Below are 23,405 nucleotides of genomic sequence, written 5' to 3' on the forward strand. Positions count from 1 at the left end.
GCAGTGATGACGATCACGCCGGACCCCGGGAACCACGGTCCGGTACGGCCCCGCACCGCCGCCTCATTTCGCGGGGGAGCGGGTGTCCCGGGTACGCTCACCGCCGTGCCCCACGCTGATCAGTCCCAAACCCCTCAGAAGGACGTTTCTGTGGAATACCCGGGAGCGCCCCGTCCTCTCCAGGTCCGCCCGATCCCGCTGGCGGAGCTGGCGGATCAGCTGGGCGTCGAAGCCCCCGAAGCCTCGGAAGGGGCCGCGGTCACCGGGATCACCCATGACTCGCGGGCCGTACGCCCCGGCGATGTGTACGCCGCGCTGGCCGGTGCCCGCCTCCACGGCGCGGACTTCGCCGCCCAGGCCGCCGACCTCGGCGCGGTCGCGGTGCTGACCGACCCGGCCGGCGCCGAGCGCGCCGCCGCCACCGGGCTGCCGGTCCTCGCGGTGGACAACCCGCGCGGCCGGATGGGCGCGCTGGCCGCCACGATCTACGGCGAGCCGGGTCACGACCTGCTCCAGATCGGCATCACCGGCACCTCCGGCAAGACCACGACCGCGTATCTCATCGAGGGCGGCCTCAAGGCCGCCGCGAAGCACGACGGCGGCCTTACGGGTCTCATCGGCACCGTGGAGATGCGGATCGGCGACGAGCGCATCAAGTCCGAGCGCACCACCCCCGAGGCCACCGACCTCCAGGCCCTGTTCGCGGTGATGCGGGAGCGCGAGGTCCGCTCGGTCGTCATGGAGGTCTCCAGCCACGCCCTGGTCCTCGGCCGCGTCGACGGCTGCGTCTTCGACGTCGCGGTCTTCAACAACCTCAGCCCGGAGCACATGGAGTTCCACTCCGGTATGGAGGACTACTTCCAGGCCAAGGCCCAGCTGTTCACCAAGGCCCGCAGCCGTCTCGGAGTGATCAACTACGACGACGAGTACGGCCGCCGCCTGATCGAGCAGTCCGAGGTGCCCGTCACCACCTTCTCCGCCGAGGGCCACCCCGACGCCCACTGGCGCGCCGCGGACGTCGAGGTGGGCCCGCTCGGCTCGACCTTCACCGCCGTCGGCCCGAACGGTGAGTCCGTACGGGCCGCCGCGCCCCTCCCCGGACCCTTCAACGTGGCCAACGCGCTCGCCGCCGTAGTCGCGCTCGCCGTCGCCGGGATCGACCCGCAGACGGCCGCCGACGGCGTCGCCGCCGTCCCCGGCGTACCGGGCCGGCTGGAGCGGGTCGACGTGGGCCAGCCCTATCTCGCGGTCGTCGACTACGCCCACAAGACCGACGCCGTGGAGTCGGTGCTGCGTGCCCTCCGTAAGGTGACCGACGGCAGGCTGCACGCCGTCCTCGGCTGCGGCGGGGACCGCGACCGGCTCAAGCGCGGCCCCATGGGCGCCGCGGTGGCCCGGTACTCCGACACGGCCGTCCTCACCTCCGACAACCCCCGCTCCGAGGACCCGCTCGCGATCCTCGCCGCCATGCTGGCGGGCGCCGCCGAGGTGCCCGCGCACGAGCGCGGTGATGTGCTGGTCGAGGAGGACCGGGCCAACGCCATCGCGGCCGCCGTCGCCCGCGCCGAGCCGGGTGACACCGTCATCGTGGCGGGCAAGGGCCACGAGCTGGGCCAGGACATCGCGGGCGTCATCCGGGCCTTCGACGACCGCCAGGTACTCCGCGAAGCCATCGAGCTCAGTGAGCGAGCCCACGGGCGCGATGCCACGCGCCCGGAGGCGAGCCCACAGCACCGGGACAAACACCTAGACGACCAGGGATGACAGACCGCCATGCGCGCACCAGCCCTCTCCAGGCAGCTCTCCCACACGGCCGGAGGTGATCAGTGATCGCACTGTCCCTCACCGAGATCGCCGACCTAGTCGGTGGACAGCCGCACGACATACCGGACCCGGACCTGAAGGTCACGGGCCCTGTCGTGATCGACTCCCGTGAGGTGCGGCCCGGCAGCCTCTTCGCCGCGCTCCCCGGGGAGCGCGTGGACGGCCACGACTTCGCCAGGGGCGCGGTCGAGGCGGGCGCCGCGGCGGTCCTGGCCGCCCGCCCCGTCGGCACTCCGGACGCCCCCGTACCGGCGATCGTCGTCCCCGACGTCATCGCCGCCATGGGAGCGCTCGCGCGCGCCGTCGTGGAGCGCCTGGGCACCACCGTGGTCGCCCTCACCGGCTCCGCGGGCAAGACGAGCACCAAGGACCTCATCGCCCAACTGCTCCAGCGCCGCGGCCCCACCGTATGGACGCCGGGCAACTTCAACAACGAAATCGGGCTGCCTGTGGCCGCGCTCAGCGCCGACGAGGCCACCCAGCACCTGGTGCTGGAAATGGGCGCCCGCGGTAAGGGCCACATCCGGTACCTGGCCACTCTCACCCCGCCCCGTATCGGACTCGTGCTCAACGTCGGCACCGCCCATATCGGGGAGTTCGGCGGCCGGGAGCAGATCGCCGAGGCCAAGGGCGAGCTCGTGGAGTCCCTGCCGTCCGCCGTGGAGGGCGGGGTGGCGGTGCTCAACGCCGACGATCCCTTCGTGCGCGCCATGGCGTCGCGCACCAAGGCCCGCACCGTTCTGTTCGGCGAGGCCGAGGACGCCGATGTGCGTGCCGGGAATGTCCGGCTCGCCGATGGCGGCCGTCCCGCCTTCACGCTTCACACCCCTACCGGGTGCAGCGAAGTGACCATGCGCCTGTACGGTGAGCACCACGTGTCGAACGCGCTCGCCGCGGCCGCCGTCGCCCATGAGTTGGGCATGTCCGTCGACGAGATCGCCGTGGCGCTCTCCGAGGCGGGGCAGCTCTCCCGCTGGCGGATGGAGGTCACCGAGCGCTCGGACGGCGTGACGGTCGTCAACGACGCCTACAACGCGAACCCCGAGTCCATGCGAGCAGCGCTGCGCGCGCTGGTCGCCATGGGCGCTGCCACACCGGGGCGTCGCACGTGGGCGGTGCTCGGCCCGATGGCCGAGCTGGGCGAGGAGTCACTGGCCGAGCACGACGCGGTCGGGCGGCTGGCCGTCCGGCTCAACGTCAGCAAGCTCGTGGCGGTCGGCGGCCAGGAGGCCGCCTGGCTGGACATGGGCGCCAAGAACGAGGGTTCGTGGGGTGAGGAGTCGGTGCACGTGTCCGACGTGCGGGCAGCGGTCGATCTGCTGCGCAGCGAGCTGCGACCGGGGGACGTCGTGTTGGTGAAGGCATCCAGGTCGGTGGGGCTGGAGCAGGTCGCGCAGGCGTTGCTCGAGGGCGAGGGTGAGGGCATCCACTAATGGGTGGCATGAGGCAGATCCTCTTCTCGGGAGCCATCGGGCTCTTTCTGACCCTGATCGGCACCCCGCTGCTGATCAAGCTGCTGGCGCGCAAGGGCTACGGCCAGTTCATCCGGGACGACGGCCCGCGCACCCACGGCAGCAAGCAGGGCACGCCCACGATGGGCGGAATCTCCTTCATCCTGGCCACGCTGATCGCCTACGCCCTGGCGAAGGTGATCACGGGCAGCCAGCCGACCTTCTCGGGCGTGCTGGTGCTCTTCCTGTTCGCGGGCATGGGCTTGGTCGGCTTCCTCGACGACTACATCAAGATCGTCAAGCAGCGCAGCCTGGGCCTGCGGGCCAAGGCCAAGATGGCCGGTCAGCTGATCGTCGGTATCGCCTTCGCGATCCTCGCACTGAACTTCGCCGACGCGCGCCAGCAGACCCCCGCCTCCGACCGGCTCTCCTTCGTCCAGGACTTCGGCTGGTCCTTCGGCCCGGTGATCTTCGCGATCTGGGCGCTGTTCATGATCCTGGCGATGTCGAACGGCGTGAACCTCACCGACGGTCTCGACGGTCTGGCCACCGGCGCCTCCGTGATGGTCTTCGGCGCCTACACCTTCATCGGCGTCTGGCAGTACCAGGAGTCCTGCGCCAACGCGGAGACCCTCACCAACCCGGCGTCCTGCTTCGAGGTCCGCGACCCGCTCGACCTGGCCGTCGTCGCCTCCGCCCTGATGGGCGCGTGCTTCGGCTTCCTGTGGTGGAACACCTCGCCCGCCAAGATCTTCATGGGTGACACCGGTTCGCTCGCGCTCGGTGGCGCGCTCGCCGGCCTCGCCATCTGCTCCCGTACGGAGCTGCTGCTGGCCCTCCTCGGCGGTCTGTTCGTCCTGATCACCATGTCCGTGGTCATCCAGGTCGGCTCCTTCCGGACGACCGGGCGACGGGTCTTCCGGATGGCACCGCTCCAGCACCACTTCGAACTCAAGGGGTGGAGCGAAGTCCTTGTGGTGGTCCGGTTCTGGATCATCCAGGGCATGTGCGTGATCGTCGGTCTCGGCCTCTTCTACGCGGGGTGGCGGGCCTCGTGACGCCGGGCGCCGCCTCCCCCGACGTGGCCGACCTCGCCGGACGGCAGGTCACCGTCGCCGGACTCGGCGTCTCCGGGCTCCCCGCAGCGCGTGCGCTGCGGGGCCTCGGGGCCTCGGTGACCGTGGTCAACGGCAGCGACGGCGAACCGCAGCGCGCCCAGGCGGCCGAGCTGGAGCCACTGGGCATCACGGTCCGCCTCGGCGACGGGGCGACGCTTCCCGACGGCACCGAGCTGATCGTGACCACCCCCGGCTGGAAGCCCACCAGCCCGCTCTTCCTGGCCGCCGCCGAGGCGGGCGTGCCCATCTGGGGCGATGTGGAGCTGGCGTGGCGGCTGCGCGGTGAGGACGCCCCGCCCTGGCTCGCGGTCACCGGTACCAACGGCAAGACGACCACCGTAAGGATGCTGGCGGCCATCCTGGAGGCGGCCGGGCTGCGCACCGCAGCCGTCGGCAACATCGGCGTCTCGCTCCTGGACATCGTGCTGGGCGACGAGCCGTACGACGTACTGGCCGTCGAGCTCTCCAGCTACCAGCTGCACTGGGCGCCCTCGCTGCGCGCCCACTCCGGGGCGGTGCTCAACCTCGCCCCCGACCACCTCGACTGGCACGGCTCCATGGCGGCCTACGCGGCCGACAAGGGCCGGATCTACGAGGGCAACCAGGTGGCCTGTGTCTACAACGTGGCCGACCCGGCCACCGAGGACCTGGTGCGCGCGGCCGACGTCGAGGAGGGCTGCCGGGCGATCGGCTTCACTCTCGGCACCCCGGGCCCCTCCCAGCTCGGCGTCGTGGAGGACATCCTCGTCGACCGGGCCTTCGTGACGGACCGGCAGAAGCAGGCGCAGGAGCTCGCCGAGGTCTCCGATGTGAACCCGCCGGCCCCGCACAACATCGCCAACGCCCTCGCGGCGGCCGCCCTGGCCCGCGCCTACGGCGTCCCGCCGACGGCCGTACGGGACGGCCTGCGCGCCTTCCGGCCCGATCCGCACCGGGTGGAGCACGTGGCGGACGTCGGCGGCGTGGCCTACGTCGACGACTCCAAGGCGACCAACACCCATGCCGCGGAGGCGTCGTTGGGCGCCTATGAGCACATCGTGTGGATCGCGGGCGGCCTCGCCAAGGGGGCCACCTTCGACGAACTCGTCCTCACGGCGGCCAAGCGGCTGCGCGGCGTGGTGCTGATCGGCGCCGACCGCGCCCTGATCCGGGAAGCGCTCGCGCGACACGCAGCAGATGTCCCGGTCGTGGACCTCGACCGGACCGACACTGGGGCGATGGCTGCGGCTGTGCGCGAAGCGGCGCGGCTCGCCCGGCCGGGCGATACCGTCCTGATGGCCCCGGCCTGTGCCTCGATGGACATGTTCACCAACTACAACAAGCGGGGCGACGCCTTCGCCGCGGCGGTTCATGACCTGGCCTCCGGCCGGGTCCCGGACGATCAGTAGCCCGCCGGTCCCCCGCGAGGACCGCCCGCGCGGGGAAACCGGAGGGGATACGACATGACGCCCGACCAGCCCGCCGCCCCCCGCTCCCGGACGGCCCGCCCCGGCACCGGCCGCCCGGTGCCGCGCTCGGGCGGCGCCCCGCGGCTGCGGGAGGCCGTACGGGGCAAGGGCCGGGCGGCGTCACCGGCCCGTCCGCGCGGCACGGCGGGCGCCTCCCGGCCTCCGCGCCGCCCGCCGAGGGTGAGCGTCCCCGAAGCCCTGCGCGGGCTTCAGCAGCGTCTCAGGCGGGCCTGGGACCGGCCGCTGACCGCGTACTACCTGCTGCTCGGCGGCTCGCTGCTGATCCTGGTGCTCGGGCTGGTGATGGTCTACTCCGCCTCCCAGATCAAGGCGCTGCAGTCCGGGCTCTCACCGTCGTACTTCTTCCGCAAACAGCTCTTCGCCGCCGCGCTCGGCGGCGGGCTGATGCTGCTCGCCGTGCGGATGCCCATCAAACTGCACCGCGCCTTCGCCTACCCGCTGCTCGCGGTCTCGGTCTTCCTGATGTGTCTTGTGCAGGTCCCGGGCATGGGCATCGCGGTCAACGGCAACCAGAACTGGATCTCCTTCGGCGGCCCGTTCCTGCTCCAGCCCAGTGAGTTCGGCAAGCTCGCGCTGGTCCTGTGGGGCGCCGATCTTCTCGCCCGCAAACAGGACAAGCGGCTGCTGGCCCAGTGGAAGCACCTGCTGGTCCCGCTGGTGCCCGCGACCGGCATGCTGCTCGGCCTGATCATGCTGGGCGGGGACATGGGTACCGCGATCATTCTCACGGCGATCCTTTTCGGCCTGCTGTGGCTGGCCGGCGCCCCCACCCGGCTCTTCGTGGGCGTCCTCGCCTTCGCCGGGGTCATCGGCATGCTGCTCATCAAGACCAGCGCCAACCGGATGTCCCGGCTCGCCTGCATCGGCGCCACCGAGCCCGGTGCGCACGATCAGTGCTGGCAGGCGGTGCACGGGATCTACGCGCTCGCCAACGGCGGATGGTTCGGCTCAGGACTCGGGGCAAGTATGGAGAAATGGGGCGAACTGCCCGAACCGCATACCGACTTCATCTTCGCCATTACCGGGGAGGAACTCGGTCTGGCGGGGACGCTGTCGGTTCTCGTTCTCTTCGCGGCTCTAGGCTATGCGGGTATCCGCGTGGCCGGACGCACGGAGGACCCCTTCGTGAGGTACGCCGCGGGAGGCGTGACCACCTGGATCACGGCCCAGGCCGTGGTCAACATCGGTGCGGTGCTGGGTCTGCTGCCGATCGCCGGTGTTCCGCTCCCGCTGTTCTCCTACGGAGGGTCCGCCCTGCTGCCGACCATGTTCGCCGTAGGCCTGCTGATCGCCTTCGCACGGGCAGAGCCCGGTGCGCGGGCGGCGCTGGCCATGCGGCAGCCTGCTTTGCGGAAGAAGCTGGCTCGGGTGAGACGGAAGACGATGCGACGGCCCGTCAAGAGGCGGCCGTCCGGAGAGCGGTGAATTTCGGTGCATGTCGTACTCGCCGGTGGGGGGACCGCCGGCCACATCGAGCCCGCGCTCGCCCTCGCGGACGCCCTGCGCAGGCAGGACCCGACCGTGGGGATCACGGCGCTCGGCACGGAGCGCGGGCTCGAGACCCGGCTCGTACCGGAGCGCGGCTATGAGCTCGGGCTCATCCCGGCCGTACCGCTGCCGCGCAAGCCCACCCCCGAACTGATCACCGTCCCCGGGCGGCTGCGCGGCACCATCAAGGCCGCCGAGCAGATCCTGGAGCGCACCAAGGCCGACTGCGTCGTCGGCTTCGGCGGCTATGTGGCCCTGCCCGGATACCTGGCGGCCAAGCGGCTCGGCGTGCCGATCGTCGTCCACGAGGCCAACGCCCGCCCCGGCCTCGCCAACAAGATCGGCTCCCGTTACGCCCACTTCGTGGCGGTCTCCACCCCGGACAGCAAGCTCCGCAACTCCCGCTATGTGGGCATTCCGCTGCGCCGCTCCATCGCCACCCTCGACCGGGCCGCGGTCCGGCCCGAGGCCCGCGCGGCCTTCGGGCTCGACCAGAACCTGCCGACGCTGCTGGTCTCCGGCGGCTCGCAGGGCGCGCGGCGGCTGAACGAGGTGGTCCAGACGGTGGCGCCGTTCCTCCAGCGCGCCGGGATCCAGGTGCTGCACGCGGTCGGCCCGAAAAACGAAATGCCGCATGTTGACAACATGCCCGGAATGCCGCCCTATATCCCGGTACCGTATGTGGACCGGATGGACCTCGCGTACGCCGCGGCCGACATGATGCTCTGCCGTGCGGGCGCGATGACCGTCGCCGAACTGTCCGCCGTCGGGCTCCCCGCCGCCTACGTCCCGCTGCCGATCGGCAATGGCGAGCAGCGGCTCAACGCCCAGCCGGTGGTCAAGGCGGGCGGCGGGCTGCTGGTCGACGACGCCGAGCTGAGCCCCGAGTGGGTGCAGAGCAATGTGCTGCCGGTGCTCGGCGACCCGCACCGGCTGTACGAGATGTCCCGGCGCGCCGCCGAGTTCGGCCGCAGGGACGCCGACGAGCTGCTGGTCGGCATGGTGTACGAGGCGATCAGCGCACGCCGCCGGGCGTGAGGAGGCAGGGAGCGTGGCCGGACCGTCGACCGCCGAGCGCGGCACACGAGGGATGACTCCGTCCGGCCCGCCCCCACGTCTCCTCCGGGTCCGTCGCAGGCTCCGGCCGCCCCGCCGCCGCACCCTGCTGGTGACGGCGGTGGCGGTGACCCTGCTCGGTGCCGGGGCCGTCTGGCTGCTCTACGGCTCGAGCTGGCTGCGGACCGAGCGGGTGCGGGTCGCCGGGACCACCGTCCTCACCGTCGAGGAGGTGCGCGACGCCGCCGATGTATCCCTGAACACCCCGTTGGTGACGGTGGACACCGGAGCGATCGAACACCGTGTACGCGAGCGGCTGAAGCGGATTGCGAAAGTGGACGTATCCCGGTCATGGCCGCACACCATCAGTCTGGTGGTGACGGAACGCAGGCCCGAAGCCATTGTCGAAGAGGGCGGGAGGTTCCACGAAGTGGACGCCACGGGAGTCCGGTTCTCCACGCTGAGCAAGCGCCCGAAGGGGGTTCCGCTGCTGGAAATGGAGCCGGATCGGTCGCCGAGTTCGCGCCATTTCGGCCCGACCGGACTGCGCCGCGAGGCGGTCCGGGTGGTCACCCAACTCCCCGAGAAGGTCCGCCAGGACACCCGTTCCCTCCGGGTCCGCTCGTACGATTCGATCACCCTGGAGCTGACCGGGGGACGTACCATCGCCTGGGGGAGCGGAGAGCGCGGCGAGGCGAAGGCGAAGGCGCTCACCGCCCTGATGAAAGCGCGGCCGGACGCCGACCACTTCGATGTCCAAGCGCCGAGTGCCCCCGCGGTGTCTCGCAGTTGACGTCGATAGCGGCAGGCCAGCACCCTGGTTGGCTAGCCCGCTGGGTGATCACATAGGGTGAAAAGAAAAGCGGGAGGTTCGGCGTGTTCATTGAACGCGCGACACTTGTCGACTTAGTGTCCTGTTCCGAAGAGTCCGGGAAACAGAGGCACTGGTAACCCTAAACTTCAGCGTTAGGGTTGGGGTCGGCAATCGGAACCGTCCCATTCGGCATCAGTCGGCGCACCGCGGCAAGAGCGGGGTGGCGACACGTAACTCGAGGCGAGAGGCCTTCGACGTGGCAGCACCGCAGAACTACCTCGCAGTCATCAAGGTCGTCGGCATCGGCGGCGGTGGCGTGAATGCCATCAACCGGATGATCGAGGTCGGGCTCAAGGGCGTCGAGTTCATCGCGATCAACACCGATGCGCAGGCCCTGCTGATGAGTGACGCGGACGTCAAGCTGGACGTCGGTCGCGAGCTCACCCGGGGCCTGGGAGCCGGCGCCAACCCCGACGTCGGCCGTAAGGCCGCCGAGGACCACCGCGAGGAGATCGAGGAGGTCCTCAAGGGGGCCGACATGGTCTTCGTGACGGCGGGTGAGGGCGGCGGTACGGGCACCGGCGGTGCCCCGGTGGTCGCGAACATCGCCCGCTCGCTGGGCGCACTGACGATCGGTGTGGTCACCCGTCCGTTCACCTTCGAGGGCCGCCGCCGCGCCAATCAGGCGGAGGACGGCATCGCGGGTCTGCGGGACGAGGTCGACACCCTCATCGTGATCCCGAACGACCGGCTGCTGTCCATTTCGGACCGTCAGGTGAGCGTGCTCGACGCGTTCAAGTCGGCCGACCAGGTGCTGCTGTCGGGTGTTCAGGGCATCACCGACCTGATCACCACCCCGGGTCTGATCAACCTCGACTTCGCGGACGTCAAGTCCGTGATGTCGGAGGCCGGATCGGCGCTCATGGGCATCGGCTCGGCCCGCGGTGACGACCGCGCGGTGGCCGCGGCCGAGATGGCGATCTCCTCGCCGCTGCTGGAGGCGTCCATCGACGGCGCCCGGGGCGTGCTGCTCTCCATCTCCGGCGGCTCGGACCTCGGTCTGTTCGAGATCAACGAGGCCGCCCAGCTGGTGAGCGAGGCCGCCCACCCCGAGGCCAACATCATCTTCGGCGCGGTGATCGACGACGCGCTCGGCGACGAGGTCCGGGTCACCGTGATCGCGGCGGGCTTCGACGGCGGTCAGCCGCCCGCGAAGAACCGCGACAAGGTGCTCGGCTCCTACAGCGGCGGCAACCGCGAAGAGGGATCCGGCAGCTCCTCGAACCGCCCGGCCGGCCAGGACAGCGGCGGCCGCCCGTCCTTCGGCGGGCTCGGCAGCGTCACCCCGCGCGAGGAGGAGACCGCCCCGGCGGACCCCGCCCCGGTCGCCGAGGTGCCGCCGCCCCCGGTGCCCACCCCGCACCCCCAGGTCCCCCCGGCTCGCCCGTACCCGGACAGCCAGGCCGAGGAGCTGGACGTCCCGGACTTCCTGAAGTGAACCGTCCGGCATGGCTCGACGGCGATTTTGAAGTGAACCAGACGTGATAGCGCAACAGCACGACGCGAGCGGCGCGCACTTCGCCTTCACCGACCGGTGGGGCGGGGTGAGCGCCGCTCCGTATGAGGAGCTCAACCTCGGCGGGGCGGTCGGCGACGACCCCCAGGCCGTACGGACCAACCGCGAGCTGGCCGCCAAGGCGATGGGCCTGGACCCGGCGGCGGTCGTCTGGATGAACCAGGTGCACGGCCGGGACGTCGCGGTGGTCGACGGACCGTGGTCGGACGAGGAGATCCCGGCGGTGGACGCGGTGGTGACGCGGCGTCGGGGCCTCGCCCTGGCCGTCCTCACCGCCGACTGCACCCCGGTGCTGCTGGCCGATCCGGTGGCCGGGGTCGCCGGCGCCGCCCATGCCGGGCGGCCGGGACTGGTCGCCGGAGTGGTCCCGGCGGTGCTGAAGGCGATGACCGAACAGGGCGCCGAGCCCGCCCGGATCGTCGCCCGCACCGGTCCCGCGGTCTGCGGCCGCTGCTACGAGGTCCCCGCGGACATGCGCGCCGATGTCGCCGAGACGGTGCCGGAGGCGTGGGGCGAGACCAGCTGGGGTACCCCCGCCGTGGATGTGGCGGCCGGGGTGCGGGCCCAATTGGCGCGCGGGGGTGTGCGGATGGACGAGATGGATGGACAATCTCACATCTGCACCCTGGAGTCGGCCGACCACTTCTCGTACCGGCGCGAGCACACCACGGGGCGGCTCGCGAGCTATGTCTGGTTGGGCGGCTGAGCTGTGACGGATCGCAGGGCGGAACTGGCCGCGAATCTGGCCCGGGTGGAGGAACGTATCTCTGCCGCCTGCGCCGGGGCCGGTCGCAAGCGCGAAGAGGTGACCCTGATCGTGGTCACCAAGACCTATCCGGCGAGCGATGTCCGTTTGCTCGCGGAACTCGGCGTACGGCATGTCGCCGAGAACCGCGACCAGGAGGCCGCCCCCAAGGCCGCGGAATGCGCGGATCTGCCATTGATCTGGCACTTTGTCGGGCAATTGCAGACCAATAAGGTGCGTTCCGTATCGAGTTATGCCGATGTGGTGCAATCTGTCGATCGCAGGCGATTGGTCGACGCGCTCTCCCGTGCGGCTGTGGGGGCCGCGCGGGAGCTGGGCGTCCTGATTCAGGTCGCGCTCGACGTGGACTCCAGTGACCGGGGAGAGCGCGGAGGGGTGGGACCGGACGGAGTGGAACGGCTCGCCGGGTCCGTGGCCGAGGCCGAAGGGCTCCGGCTCGACGGTCTGATGACCGTCGCCCCGCTGGCGGGCCCCTACGAGGGGCGGCCGCGGGCGGCGTTCGACCGGCTGATGGAAATCTCATCCCGCCTGCGCGTGGCACATCCGGCTGCGAACATGGTCTCGGCGGGGATGAGCTCGGACCTGGAGGAAGCGGTGGCGGCGGGGGCGACACATGTGCGCGTCGGCACTGCGGTACTCGGAGTCCGACCCAGGCTCCGGTAACGTCGCGAAGAAGTCGGACCACAGCAGAAAATATGGTCATTCCCGTCAAAAGACGGGCGGGCCACGTGGATCCATGGCATCCGGTGGCGGAGCCGATCCACCACAGAGCGGAGGACGCAGAAAATGGCCGGCGCGATGCGCAAGATGGCGGTCTACCTCGGCCTCGTGGAGGACGATGGGTACGACGGCCGGGGATTCGACCCCGACGACGAGTTCGAGCCCGAGCCGGAGCCCGAGCGGGACCGCCGGCGGCATCAGGTGGTGGAGACCGAACCGCGGCCGGAAAGGGGCGAATCTGTGCGAGTCGTCCACCCTCCCGCACAACGCGAACCGGCCCCACTTGCGGTGGAAACCGGGCGACCCGCGCGAATTGCCCCCGTGGCGTCCATCACACCTGAACGTCAGAACTTGGAGAAGAACGCGCCAGTGATCATGCCCAAGGTCGTGTCCGAGCGGGAGCCGTACCGGATCACCACACTGCACCCCCGGACCTACAACGAGGCCCGTACTATCGGGGAACACTTCCGTGAGGGCACTCCCGTGATCATGAATCTGACGGAGATGGACGACACGGATGCGAAGCGACTTGTCGACTTTGCCGCCGGTCTGGTGTTCGGTCTCCATGGGAGCATTGAGCGGGTGACGCAGAAGGTGTTCCTGTTGTCTCCTGCTAACGTCGATGTCACGGCGGAGGACAAGGCCCGTATCGCGGAGGGCGGGTTCTTCAACCAGAGCTGAGACGCAAAAACGGCAAACCGGCAACACCGAGTCATCCGAGGCCGAAAGGCCGAGTACGAACCAGGGGAGAGGGACGCGCGGGATGGGCATCGCACTACAGGTGATCTACATCGCGCTCTACTGCTACCTGATCGTGCTGATCTTCAGGCTCGTGATGGACTACGTCTTCCAGTTCGCGCGCTCGTGGCAACCCGGTAGGGCGATGGTGGTCATCCTCGAGGCCACCTACACTGTGACCGATCCGCCACTCAAGCTGCTGCGGCGGTTCATTCCGCCGTTGCGTCTCGGGGGTGTGGCGCTCGACCTGTCCTTCTTCGTGCTGATGATCATCGTCTGGATCCTGATCACCGTCGTGAGCAATTTTGCGAGCAGGGTGTGAACGATACGGTCTTGCCGATTGCCGACGACTACGTTGAGGTGAAGTAGAGATGCCGTTGACCCCCGAGGACGTGCGGAACAAGCAGTTCACGACCGTCCGCCTCCGAGAAGGCTATGACGAGGACGAGGTCGATGCCTTCCTCGACGAGGTCGAAGCCGAACTGACCCGGCTGTTGCGGGAGAACGAAGACCTGCGCGCCAAGCTGGCCGCCGCGACACGCGCCGCGGCCCAGAGTCAGCAACAAGGCATGCGCAAGCCTCCCGAACAGCAGGAGCGGCCGGGCGCACCTGTGCCCGCCGCCATATCTGGACCGCCGCAGCCGGTGCCGCCCGGCCAGCAGCAGATGGGTGGCCCGCCCCAACTCCCGGGCGGAGCCCCGCAGCTGCCGGCCGGCCCGATGGGCCAGAACGGCCCCGGGCCGATGCAGCAGGGCGGCCCCGGTCCGATGCAGCAGGGCGGGCCCGGTCCGATGCAGCAGGGCGGCCCCGGCCCGATGGGCCAGAACGGACCCATGGGTCCCGGCGGCCCCATGGGTGGCCCGATGGGCGGTCCCGGTGGCCCCGGCGGTCCTGGCGGCCCCGGTGGCCCGCAGCTGCCGCAGCCGGGGCAGGGCCCGGGCGGCGACAGCGCCGCGCGCGTGCTCTCGCTCGCGCAGCAGACCGCCGACCAGGCGATCGCGGAGGCCCGTTCCGAGGCCAACAAGATCGTCGGCGAGGCCCGTAGCCGCGCCGAGGGCCTGGAGCGGGACGCCCGCGCCAAGGCCGACGCGCTGGAGCGGGACGCGCAGGAGAAGCACCGTGTCGCGATGGGCTCCCTGGAGTCCGCTCGCGCCACGCTCGAGCGCAAGGTCGAGGATCTGCGCGGCTTCGAGCGCGAGTACCGCACGCGGCTGAAGTCGTACCTGGAGAGCCAGCTGCGCCAGCTGGAGAACCAGGCCGACGACTCGCTCGCCCCGCCGCGCACCCCGGCGACCGCCTCGCTGCCGCCGTCCCCCTCGATGAGCGGCTCCATGGCCTCGGCCGGCGCCGGCACGATGGGTGGCCACACCATGGGCGGCAACCAGTCCATGGGCGGCCACCAGCAGAACGGCGGAGCGCCGTCCTACGGTGGCCAGCAGCAGATGTCTCCCGCGATGACCCAGCCGATGGCACCGGTGCGGCCGCAGAGTCCGCAGCCGATGCAGCAGGCGCCGAGCCCGATGCGGGGCTTCCTCATCGACGAGGACGACAACTGACGCGGGGCGCGTAAGCGCGGAGCGTTCGGCAATCACAAGGGCCGGGTCCCAGGAGCCTCCTCCTGGGACCCGGCCCTTTGCCATGCCCGCGGGCCGCGGGGGCTTTTCCCCTACCCGCCCCTTCCCGAACCAGGGGCTCCGCCCCCGGACCCCCGGACGCCCTTCGGGCGTGTCCTCAAGCGCCGGACGGGCTGAAATCAGCCCGTCCGGCGCCTGAGGACCGGGGTCCGGGGCGGAGCCCCGCCACGCGGCGGAGCCGCATATCGATGCTGCGGGAAGGGGCGGGTAGGGGAACAAACCCCCGGCCGGGGTTACGCCTTGCGGAGGCGGAAGGTGAGGCCCAGCGGGGCGTCGGTGAACTCGGCGCCGTAGCCTTCCTCCCCGTCGCCGGAGGCGAAGTCGGTCGCGAGGACCTCGTCCGCGATCAGCTCGGCGTGGTCGGCGAGAGCCTGACGCAGCTCCTCGTCGGCCGACTGCCACCGCAGCGCGATCCGGTCGGCCACGTCCAGCCCGCTGTTCTTACGGGCCTCCTGGATCAGCCGGATCGCGTCACGGGCGAGACCCGCGCGCCGCAGCTCCGGGGTGATCTCCAGGTCGAGGGCGACCGTGGCGCCCGCGTCGGAGGCGACGGACCAGCCCTCGCGCGGGGTCTCGGTGATGATGACCTCGTCGGGGGAGAGGGCGACCGTCTCGCCGTCCACCACGACCGACGCGTTCCCCTCGCGCAGCGCGACCGACAGCGCGGCGGCGTCGGCCTCCGCGATCGCCTTGGCGACCGGCTGGGTGCCTTTGCCGAAGCGCTTGCCCAGGGCGCGGAAGTTGGCCTTCGCGGTCGTGTCGACCAGCGAGCCGCCGACCTCGCTCAGCGACGCGAGCGAGGAGACGTTCAGCTCCTCCTCGATCTGGGCGCGCAGTTCGGCGCCGAGGGTTTCGAAGCCGGAGGCGGCGACCAGCGCGCGCGACAGCGGCTGGCGCGTCTTCACACCGGACTCCGCGCGGGTCGCGCGCCCCAGTTCCACCAGGCGCCGTACGAGCGCCATCCGCTCCGAGCGGGCCGGGTCGATCATCGACCGGTCCGGCTCCGGCCAGGTGGTCAGGTGCACGGAGGCCGGGGCCTCCGGGCTCACCGGGACGACCAGGTCCTGCCAGACCCGCTCGGTGATGAAGGGCACCAGGGGCGCCATCAGCCGGGTGACCGTCTCGATGACGTCGTGGAGGGTGCGCATCGCGGCGGCGTCGCCCTGCCAGAAGCGGCGGCGTGAGCGGCGCACGTACCAGTTGGACAGGTCGTCGACGAACGCCGACAGCAGCTTTCCGGCGCGCTGGGTGTCGTACGCCTCCAGGGACTCGGTGACCTGCTCGGTGAGCGTGCCCAGCTCGCCCAGCAGCCAGCGGTCCAGCAGCGGCCGCTCGGCCGGGGCCGGGTCGGCCGCGGATGGCGCCCAGCCCGAGGTGCGGGCGTACAGCGCCTGGAAGGCGACCGTGTTCCAGTAGGTGAGCAGCGTCTTGCGCACGACCTCCTGGATGGTGCCGTGGCCCACCCGGCGGGCCGCCCACGGCGAGCCGCCGGCGGCCATGAACCAGCGCACCGCGTCCGCGCCGTGCTGATCCATCAGCGGGATCGGCTGAAGGATGTTGCCCAGGTGCTTGGACATCTTCCGGCCGTCCTCGGCCAGGATGTGACCGAGGCAGACCACGTTCTCGTACGAGGACTTGTCGAAGACGAGCGTGCCGATCGCCATCAGCGTGTAGAACCAGCCGCGGGTCTGGTCGATGGCCTCGGAGATGAACTGCGCCGGGTAGCGCCGCTCGAAGAGCTCCTTGTTGCGGTACGGGTAGCCGTACTGGGCGAACGGCATGGAGCCCGAGTCGTACCAGGCGTCGATGACCTCGGGCACCCGCTCGGCCGTCAGCGAGCAGCCGTCGGCGGTGCAGGTGAAGGTGACCGCGTCGATGTACGGCCGGTGCGGGTCCAGACCGCTCTGGTCGGTGCCGGTCAGCTCGGAGAGCTCGGCGAGGGAGCCGACGCAGGTGAGATGGGACTCGGCGCAGCGCCAGATGGGGAGCGGGGTGCCCCAGTAGCGGTTCCGCGACAGCGCCCAGTCGATGTTGTTATTGAGCCAGTCGCCATAGCGACCGGTCTTGACCGACTCGGGATACCAGTTGGTCCTCTCGTTCTCCCGCAGCAGCGCGTCCTTGATCGCGGTGGTGCGGATGTACCAGGACGGCTGGGCGTAGTAGAGCAGCGCCGTGTGGCAGCGCCAGCAGTGCGGGTAGCTGTGCTCGTACGGCACGTGCCGGAACAGCAGCCCGCGCTCCTTGAGGTCCGCCGTCAGCGCCTCGTCGGCCTTCTTGAAGAACTGGCCGCCGATCAGGTCCAGGCCGTCCTCGAAGGTGCCGTCCGGGCGGACCGGGTTGACCACCGGCAGCCCGTAGGCCCGGCAGGTCAGCAGGTCGTCCTCACCGAAGGCGGGGGACTGGTGGACCAGACCGGTGCCGTCCTCGGTCGTCACATAGTCGGCGTTGACGACGAAGTGGGCGTCTGGGATCTCCACCAGGTCGAAGGGGCGCCGATAGGTCCAGCGCTCCATCTCGGCCCCGGTGAAGGACTCGCCGGTGACCGTCCAGTCCTCGCCGAGGGCCTTCTCGACCAGCGGCTCGGCGACGACCAGCTTCTCCTCGCCGTTGGTGGCGACCACGTAGCGCACCTCCGGGTGCGCGGCCACGGCGGTGTTGGAGACCAGGGTCCACGGCGTGGTCGTCCACACCAGCAGCGCCGCCTCGCCCGCCAGCGGGCCGGAGGTCAGCGGGAAGCGCACGAAGACCGAGGGGTCGACGACCGTCTCATAGCCCTGGGCGAGCTCGTGGTCGGACAGCCCGGTGCCGCAGCGCGGGCACCAGGGGGCCACCCGGTGGTCCTGGACCAGCAGCCCCTTGTTGAAGATCTCCTTCAGGGACCACCACACCGACTCGACGTACCCGGGGTTCATGGTCCAGTACGCGCCGTCGAGGTCGGTCCAGAACCCCATCCGGGTGGTGAGCTCGGCGAAGGCGTCGGTGTGCCGGGTCACGGACTCCCGGCACTTGGCGTTGAACTCGGCGATGCCGTACGCCTCGATGTCCTTCTTGCCGTTGAAGCCCAGCTCCTTCTCGACCGCCAGCTCGACCGGCAGGCCGTGGCAGTCCCAGCCCGCCTTACGGTCGACGTGGTAGCCCCGCATGGTGCGGAAGCGCGGGAAGACGTCCTTGAAGACGCGGGCCTCGATGTGGTGGGCGCCGGGCATGCCGTTCGCGGTCGGGGGGCCCTCGTAGAAGACCCACTCGGGCCGCCCCTCGGACTGCTCGAGGCTACGGGCGAAGATCTTGTTCTCCCGCCAGAAGTCGAGCACGGCGTGCTCGAGGGCGGGCAGGTCGACCTGGGCGGGCACCTGGCGGTACTGCGGCGTCATCGGGGCTCTTCTTCCTCCGGCGGACACGTGCTCTTCCGTTTCCGTCGGAGGGACGAGAGCCGTGCGCTCCCGCGGTACCACCCTCCTTGACCGGCAGTGGTTGGCTCCCGGCCCCCTCATTGGGATCGCGATGCCGGTTCTACTGACCCACGGGGGGCGTTCCTCCGGCGGCTCCGGGGTGATCCTTCACATCGCGCTCGCCCCCGGGCTCACACCGTCCCCGGGTCGCTCTGGGCCGCCTACGACGCTACTCGTCCCCATCCATGCCTTTCGCTGCGCCCCAGTGTACGGGGCCGGGGGGACCGTGGCCGACCGAATAAGGCGCTGCGCCGAGTGGGGGACGGCCGGGTCCGGGGACTGACCCGAACGGCCGGACGCCGGGGGCCGCGATCAGGGCAGTCACGCTGGGTCACCCCCCGGTACCGGATCCCGGACGGATTACCGGAGGCGGAGTGGGGCACAACGGTGGAGACCGGGTTGTCGTACGGGCAAGCCGGGCGAATCGGGCGGCGTGCCCCGTTGCCGCCCGCCCGGAGTCGATTTATCGTTCCGGAACGATTCGCGCGCAAGATCACAATATGTGAAGGGGCCGCGGCCATGGTGGCGAGAAAGACCACCGTGCAGAAGAGCACGGCGAAGGCGACGAAGGCCGCGCCCGGCAAGAAGAGCGCCTCGGGCAAGAAGGCCGTCAACGAGACCGCGGCACCCGGCAGGGCCGCCGCGCAAGGCGCCGCCAAGGCGGCGAAGAAGAGCGCACCGAAGAAGAAGTCGGAGACGCCCGCCAAGAAGGCCGCGCCCGCCGACAAGGCGGTGCCCGCGAAGAAGACGGGAGCCAGGAAAGTGGTTGCGAAGAAGACCTCGGGTGGTGCGCCTAACGGCAAGAAGGCCACGACGACCGCGCCGCCCCTGCCCAAGGCCCGTGCGGCGGGCGCCCCCGTCGACCCCAGTGAGCTCGCGGTCCGCCCGGGCGAGGACCCCTGGTCGGCCGAGGAGGTGGACGAGGCGCGCGCCGGGCTGCTGACCGAGGCCGGCCGGCTGCGCACCGAGATCCTCGCCTCCGAGGAGGCGATCACCGGGCTGATGCGCGATTCCGGCGACGGCGCGGGCGACGACCAGGCCGACACCGGCACCAAGAACATCACCCGCGAGCATGAGATGGCCCTGACCGGAAACGCCCGCGAGATGCTGCTCCAGACCGAGCGGGCCCTGGAGCGGCTGGACACCGGGACGTACGGGCGGTGCGAGAGCTGTGGCAACCCGATCGGCAAGGCGCGGATGCAGGCGTTCCCCAGGGCCACGCTGTGCGTCGAGTGCAAACAGCGCCAGGAGCGGCGCTGACGCCCGTACGCGTGTGCCGTACCCTCGTCCCTCACAGGGGGAGACAGGCTCACGAGGTTGAGGGACTCACGTGACAGAGGCGGAGCAGGCCATCGGTACGCCGGACGCGGGGAAGGCGGAGGGGGGCGCCGGGACCAGCGCCGCCGGATCCGGTGAGGCCGCGGCGGGCAGGGGGAAGCGGCGGGTCGGGGTGCTCCTCGCGGTCGCGGCGCTGGCCTATCTGATCGATCTGACCAGCAAGCTGGCCGTGGTCGCGAAGCTGGAGCACCACGCTCCGGTCGAGGTGATCGGCACCTGGCTGCAGTTCGAGGTGATCCGCAACCGGGGGGCAGCGTTCGGCTTCGGCGAGGCCATGACCATCGTCTTCACGGTGATCGCGGTCGGCGTCATCGTGGTGATCGCGCGGCTGGCCCGCAAGCTCCACAGCCTGCCCTGGGCCATCGCGCTCGGGCTGCTGCTCGGCGGCGCCTTCGGCAATCTCACCGACCGGATCTTCCGGGCCCCCGGGGACTTCCAGGGTGCGGTCGTCGACTTCATCGCGCCCTCCCACTTCGCGGTCTTCAACCTCGCCGACTCGGCCATCGTGTGCGGCGGCTTCCTGATCGTGATCCTGTCCTTCCGCGGTCTGGACCCGGACGGCACGGTCCACAAGGACTGACCGGGGCCGACACCGGTCCGACCCTGGAAGGGACCGGGCGGCCGGTATCCGACGGGCGTACGAACCGGTGCTCCCGGTCCGGCATACTCGTCGGGTGAGTACGATTCCCGAGATCCGCACCCTGCCCGTACCGGACGGACTGGAGGGCGAGCGCGTCGATGCCGCGATCGCCCGCATGTTCGGTTTCTCCCGGACGAAGGCGGCCGAGCTGGCCGCGGCCGGAAAGGTGCAGCTCGACGGCAGTGTCGCCGGGAAGTCCGACCGGGTCTCCGGGGGTGCCTGGCTCGAGGTCGAGATGCCGCAGGCCGCGCCGCCGGTGCGGATCGTCGCGGAGCCCGTCGAGGGCATGGACATCGTGCACGACGACGAGGACATCGTGGTCGTCTCCAAGCCGGTCGGCGTCGCCGCCCACCCCAGCCCCGGCTGGAGCGGCCCCACCGTGATCGGCGGGCTCGCCGCCGCCGGCTTCCGCGTCTCCACCTCGGGCGCCGCCGAGCGCCAGGGGATCGTGCACCGGCTGGACGTCGGCACCTCGGGGCTGATGGTCGTCGCCAAGTCCGAGCTCGCGTACTCCGTGCTCAAGCAGCAGTTCCGCGAGCGCACCGTGGACAAGCGCTACCACGCGCTGGTCCAGGGCCACCCGGACCCGCTGAGCGGCACCATCGACGCCCCGATCGGCCGCCATCCCCAGCACGACTACAAGTGGGCGGTGACCGCGGACGGCAAGCCGAGCGTCACCCACTACGACCTCATCGAGGCGTTCCGGGCCGCGAGCCTGCTGGACATCAAGCTGGAGACCGGCCGCACCCACCAGATCCGGGTGCACATGGCGGCCCACCGCCACCCCTGCGTCGGCGACCTCACCTACGGCGCGGACCCGACGCTCGCCAAGCGGCTGAAACTGACCCGGCAGTGGCTGCACGCCGTGCGGCTCGGCTTCGAACACCCCGCGCACGGCGGATGGGTCGAATTCGAGTCCGTCTACCCGGACGATCTGCGCGGGGCGCTGGACATCGTGAAGGCGGAGAGCGCGTGATCGAGGTCGTGGCCGACGGGGACCTGTCCGGCTGCTTCGCGGTCCGCCGCGAGGTCTTCGTGGTGGAGCAGCGGATCCCCGAGGAGGAGGAGATGGACGCGTACGACGCGCACGCCGTCCACCTCCTGGCCACCGACGCCGGGGGCCGCCCGGTGGGCACCGCCCGCTTTCTGCACGGCGCGGCCGCGGACAAGAAGTACGGCCACGCCGGTGTCGACGGCGCCACCACCGCCGTGCTCGGCCGCCTCGCGGTGGCCCGGGCGGCGCGGGGCACCGGGCTGGGGGCCGATCTGGTCCGGGCCGTCGAGGCGGAGGCCCACCGGCGCGGTCTGGCCGAGGTCTATCTGGAGTCCCAGACCCATGCGCTCGGCTTCTACGAGCGGCTGGGCTACGAGGCGTTCGGCCCCGAGTTCGACGAGGGCAGCGGCATCCCGCACCGGGCGATGCGACGGTCGCTGTAGCGGCGGACCGGCGGGCTCACCGTGAGTGCCGGGCGTCCTTGCGCAGCCCGTCCTCGAAGCGGGCGAAGTGATCGTGGCGCTCGCGGCGGCGCTCGCTCTCCGGCGGCGCCTGCGGGGCCTGGGCGGCCGGAGCGGTGGTGATGCGCGGCAGGGCGTACGGATGGGCGTCCCGCAGCCAGATGATCATCTTCTCGCGCACCTCACAGCGCACGGTCCACGCGTCATCCGGGTCCCGCGCGGTGATGAGCGCCCGCACCATGATGGTGCTCGGGGTGGTGTCCGTCACCACCAGGTTCCAGTCCCGGCCGTCCCAGGCGGGGGACTTCCTTACGATCTCGCGCAGATGCTCCCGCATCTCCTCGATCGGCGCGGTGTGGTCCAGGTGGAAGTAGACCGTGGCCACCTTCTGGGTGCCGCCCCGCGACCAGTTCTCGAACGGCTTGTTGGTGAAGTACGACACCGGCATGGTGATCCGCCGCTCGTCCCAGGTCCGTACGGACAGGAAGGTCAGCGTGATCTCCTCGACCGTGCCCCACTCGCCGTCCACGACCACCGTGTCCCCGATCCGCACCATGTCGCCGAAGGCGATCTGCAGCCCCGCGAAGAGGTTCCCCAGCGTGGACTGGGCGGCCACACCGGCGACCACCCCGAGGATCCCGGCGGAGGCCAGCATGGAGGTGCCGACCGTGCGCATCGTCGGGAAGGTCAGCAGCATGGCCGACGCCGCCACCACGCCGACGATCGCGGCCACCACCCGCTGGATCAGCGTCACCTGGGTCCGCACCCGGCGCACCCGCGCGGGGTCGTGCGCGCTGGAGGAGGCGTAGCGGAAGTAGGAGGACTCCACCACGGCCGAGGAGACCCGCACCATGAGCCACGCCGTGGCCGCGATGAGCACCAGCGCGAGCAACTGGCCGATCGCCGCCCCGTGCTCCTGGACGACCCTCGCCCCGGTCTTGTCGTACGAACCGCTCAGCGACGCCGTGCACACGGTCACCTGAAGAGGGAGCCGGCAGCGGCGCAGATGGCCCCACAAGGGGGTCTCGGGATGCCGGGCGTCGACCCTCCGCAGCAGCCAGTCGACGGCCCAGCCGATGAACAGCGTGATGGCCAGTGAGCCGCCGATGACAATGAGCGGACGCAGCACGTCCTCCATGGACACCTACCTCATCCTTCCCCAGGGGAGACTCCAGGGTGTCCTGTCCCGCCTTCCCCGGATCCGGTGCCCTCAGACTGTGACTGGCACGATAGGAGGGGCTGATCCACGGAAAGTGAAACGGGAAGGAAAGTGACGGCGGTGGCCGATACCTCGACGATTGTGCTGTTCCACTCCGCGTACGGGCTGCGGCCCGCCGTGCACGAGGCGGCCGACCGGCTGCGCGCGGCCGGGCATGAGGTGGTCGTGCCGGACCTGTACGAGGGGGAGACCGCCGAGACCGTCGAGGACGGCATGGTGATCAAGGAGCGGATCGGCCGGGACGAGCTGCTGAAACGGGCCGTCACCGCCGCCGCGCCGTACTCGGACCGCGGGCTGGTCTACGCCGGGTTCTCGCTCGGCGGCTCCCTCGCGCAGAACCTGGCGCTGGCCGACGACAAGGCGCGCGGACTGCTCCTGCTGCACGGCACCTCGGACATCGCCGACGACGCCGCGGCCGACGACCTGCCGGTGCAGCTGCATGTGGCCGACCCCGACCCGTTCGAGCCGCACGACTGGCTCAACGCCTGGTATCTGCGGATGCGGCGGGCCGGTGCCGATGTGGAGGTCTTCCGCTACGGCGGGGCCGGGCACGTCTTCACCGACCCCGAGCTGCCGGACTACGACAAGGAGGCCGCCGAGGCCACCTGGCGGGTGGCGCTCGGCTTCCTGGCGAGCCTCTGAACCTCTGA

Annotated in this window: 20 protein-coding genes; 18 read left to right on the forward strand and 2 right to left on the reverse strand. The window is 70.8% G+C overall.

Going from position 1 to position 23,405, the window contains the following annotated elements:
• Positions 1-3 precede the first annotated feature (3 nt).
• The 13 genes from LIV37_RS36415 (at position 4) to LIV37_RS36475 (ending at position 14,576) form a co-directional block, all read left to right on the forward strand.
• Positions 4-1,764, forward strand: coding sequence for a UDP-N-acetylmuramoyl-L-alanyl-D-glutamate--2,6-diaminopimelate ligase (locus tag LIV37_RS36415; RefSeq protein WP_121824091.1), 1,761 nt, complete (start codon positions 4-6; stop codon positions 1,762-1,764).
• Between the two features lie 62 nt (positions 1,765-1,826).
• Positions 1,827-3,257, forward strand: coding sequence for a UDP-N-acetylmuramoyl-tripeptide--D-alanyl-D-alanine ligase (locus LIV37_RS36420; RefSeq protein ID WP_020872070.1), 1,431 nt, complete (start codon positions 1,827-1,829; stop codon positions 3,255-3,257).
• Positions 3,258-3,265: 8 nt separating this feature from the next.
• Complete coding sequence (gene mraY / locus LIV37_RS36425) at positions 3,266-4,333, forward strand: phospho-N-acetylmuramoyl-pentapeptide-transferase (protein ID WP_044582076.1); 1,068 nt, start codon at positions 3,266-3,268, stop codon at positions 4,331-4,333.
• Positions 4,318-5,781, forward strand: a complete 1,464-nt coding sequence (gene murD / locus LIV37_RS36430; protein WP_020872072.1) for a UDP-N-acetylmuramoyl-L-alanine--D-glutamate ligase — start codon at positions 4,318-4,320, stop codon at positions 5,779-5,781. Before mraY ends, murD begins: the two co-directional genes overlap by 16 nt.
• Positions 5,782-5,835: 54 nt before the next feature.
• Positions 5,836-7,287 carry a putative lipid II flippase FtsW gene (ftsW, locus tag LIV37_RS36435; protein ID WP_121824090.1) on the forward strand — a complete coding sequence of 484 codons (1,452 nt, stop codon included), beginning with the start codon at positions 5,836-5,838 and terminating at the stop codon, positions 7,285-7,287.
• 6 nt (positions 7,288-7,293) lie between these two features.
• Complete coding sequence (gene murG, locus LIV37_RS36440; protein ID WP_020872074.1) at positions 7,294-8,388, forward strand: undecaprenyldiphospho-muramoylpentapeptide beta-N-acetylglucosaminyltransferase; 1,095 nt, start codon at positions 7,294-7,296, stop codon at positions 8,386-8,388.
• 13 nt (positions 8,389-8,401) lie between these two features.
• Complete coding sequence (locus LIV37_RS36445; RefSeq protein WP_020872075.1) at positions 8,402-9,199, forward strand: cell division protein FtsQ/DivIB; 798 nt, start codon at positions 8,402-8,404, stop codon at positions 9,197-9,199.
• Between the two features lie 277 nt (positions 9,200-9,476).
• Positions 9,477-10,718 carry a cell division protein FtsZ gene (ftsZ, locus tag LIV37_RS36450; RefSeq protein WP_020872076.1) on the forward strand — a complete coding sequence of 414 codons (1,242 nt, stop codon included), beginning with the start codon at positions 9,477-9,479 and terminating at the stop codon, positions 10,716-10,718.
• Between the two features lie 43 nt (positions 10,719-10,761).
• Positions 10,762-11,502, forward strand: a complete 741-nt coding sequence (pgeF, locus tag LIV37_RS36455) for a peptidoglycan editing factor PgeF (protein WP_020872077.1) — start codon at positions 10,762-10,764, stop codon at positions 11,500-11,502.
• Between the two features lie 3 nt (positions 11,503-11,505).
• The gene (locus LIV37_RS36460; RefSeq protein ID WP_020872078.1) at positions 11,506-12,225 is read left to right on the forward strand and encodes a YggS family pyridoxal phosphate-dependent enzyme; all 720 of its coding nucleotides are present in this window, start codon (positions 11,506-11,508) and stop codon (positions 12,223-12,225) included.
• 123 nt (positions 12,226-12,348) lie between these two features.
• Positions 12,349-12,963 carry a cell division protein SepF gene (locus tag LIV37_RS36465; RefSeq protein ID WP_020872079.1) on the forward strand — a complete coding sequence of 205 codons (615 nt, stop codon included), beginning with the start codon at positions 12,349-12,351 and terminating at the stop codon, positions 12,961-12,963.
• A gap of 82 nt (positions 12,964-13,045) precedes the next feature.
• Positions 13,046-13,342: a YggT family protein gene (locus LIV37_RS36470; protein WP_014060001.1), complete on the forward strand. Its 297-nt coding sequence runs from the start codon at positions 13,046-13,048 to the stop codon at positions 13,340-13,342.
• A 49-nt stretch (positions 13,343-13,391) separates the two neighbouring features.
• A complete protein-coding gene (locus tag LIV37_RS36475; protein WP_020872080.1) occupies positions 13,392-14,576 on the forward strand; it encodes a DivIVA domain-containing protein in 1,185 nt (394 codons plus the stop codon).
• Between the two features lie 311 nt (positions 14,577-14,887).
• Here the strand turns inward: LIV37_RS36475 and ileS are convergent, their stop codons facing one another.
• Complete coding sequence (gene ileS / locus LIV37_RS36480) at positions 14,888-18,025, reverse strand: isoleucine--tRNA ligase (RefSeq protein WP_020872081.1); 3,138 nt, start codon at positions 18,023-18,025, stop codon at positions 14,888-14,890.
• A 597-nt stretch (positions 18,026-18,622) separates the two neighbouring features.
• Here ileS and LIV37_RS36485 point away from each other — a divergent pair.
• The 4 genes from LIV37_RS36485 to LIV37_RS36500 all read left to right on the forward strand — a co-directional run bounded on the left by LIV37_RS36485 (position 18,623) and on the right by LIV37_RS36500 (position 21,518).
• On the forward strand, positions 18,623-19,363 hold the full coding sequence (locus LIV37_RS36485; RefSeq protein WP_020872082.1) for a TraR/DksA family transcriptional regulator: 741 nt from the start codon (positions 18,623-18,625) through the stop codon (positions 19,361-19,363).
• A 70-nt stretch (positions 19,364-19,433) separates the two neighbouring features.
• Positions 19,434-20,021 (forward strand): signal peptidase II, encoded by a 588-nt coding sequence (gene lspA / locus LIV37_RS36490; protein WP_020872083.1) that lies wholly within the window; start codon positions 19,434-19,436, stop codon positions 20,019-20,021.
• Positions 20,022-20,115: 94 nt separating this feature from the next.
• The gene (locus tag LIV37_RS36495) at positions 20,116-21,057 is read left to right on the forward strand and encodes an RluA family pseudouridine synthase (protein WP_020872084.1); all 942 of its coding nucleotides are present in this window, start codon (positions 20,116-20,118) and stop codon (positions 21,055-21,057) included.
• A complete protein-coding gene (locus LIV37_RS36500) occupies positions 21,054-21,518 on the forward strand; it encodes a GNAT family N-acetyltransferase (protein ID WP_020872085.1) in 465 nt (154 codons plus the stop codon). The genes LIV37_RS36495 and LIV37_RS36500 overlap by 4 nt, the downstream gene beginning before the upstream one ends.
• A gap of 16 nt (positions 21,519-21,534) precedes the next feature.
• Here LIV37_RS36500 and LIV37_RS36505 read toward each other — a convergent pair whose 3' ends face one another.
• Positions 21,535-22,674 carry a mechanosensitive ion channel family protein gene (locus LIV37_RS36505; protein WP_020872086.1) on the reverse strand — a complete coding sequence of 380 codons (1,140 nt, stop codon included), beginning with the start codon at positions 22,672-22,674 and terminating at the stop codon, positions 21,535-21,537.
• A 132-nt stretch (positions 22,675-22,806) separates the two neighbouring features.
• Between LIV37_RS36505 and LIV37_RS36510 the strand changes: the two genes are divergently transcribed.
• On the forward strand, positions 22,807-23,397 hold the full coding sequence (locus LIV37_RS36510; RefSeq protein WP_121824089.1) for a dienelactone hydrolase family protein: 591 nt from the start codon (positions 22,807-22,809) through the stop codon (positions 23,395-23,397).
• Positions 23,398-23,405: the final 8 nt, after the last annotated feature.

Origin of the sequence: Streptomyces rapamycinicus NRRL 5491 (assembly GCF_024298965.1) — a bacterium.
In the GTDB taxonomy this organism is placed as follows: Bacteria; Actinomycetota; Actinomycetes; order Streptomycetales; family Streptomycetaceae; genus Streptomyces; species Streptomyces rapamycinicus.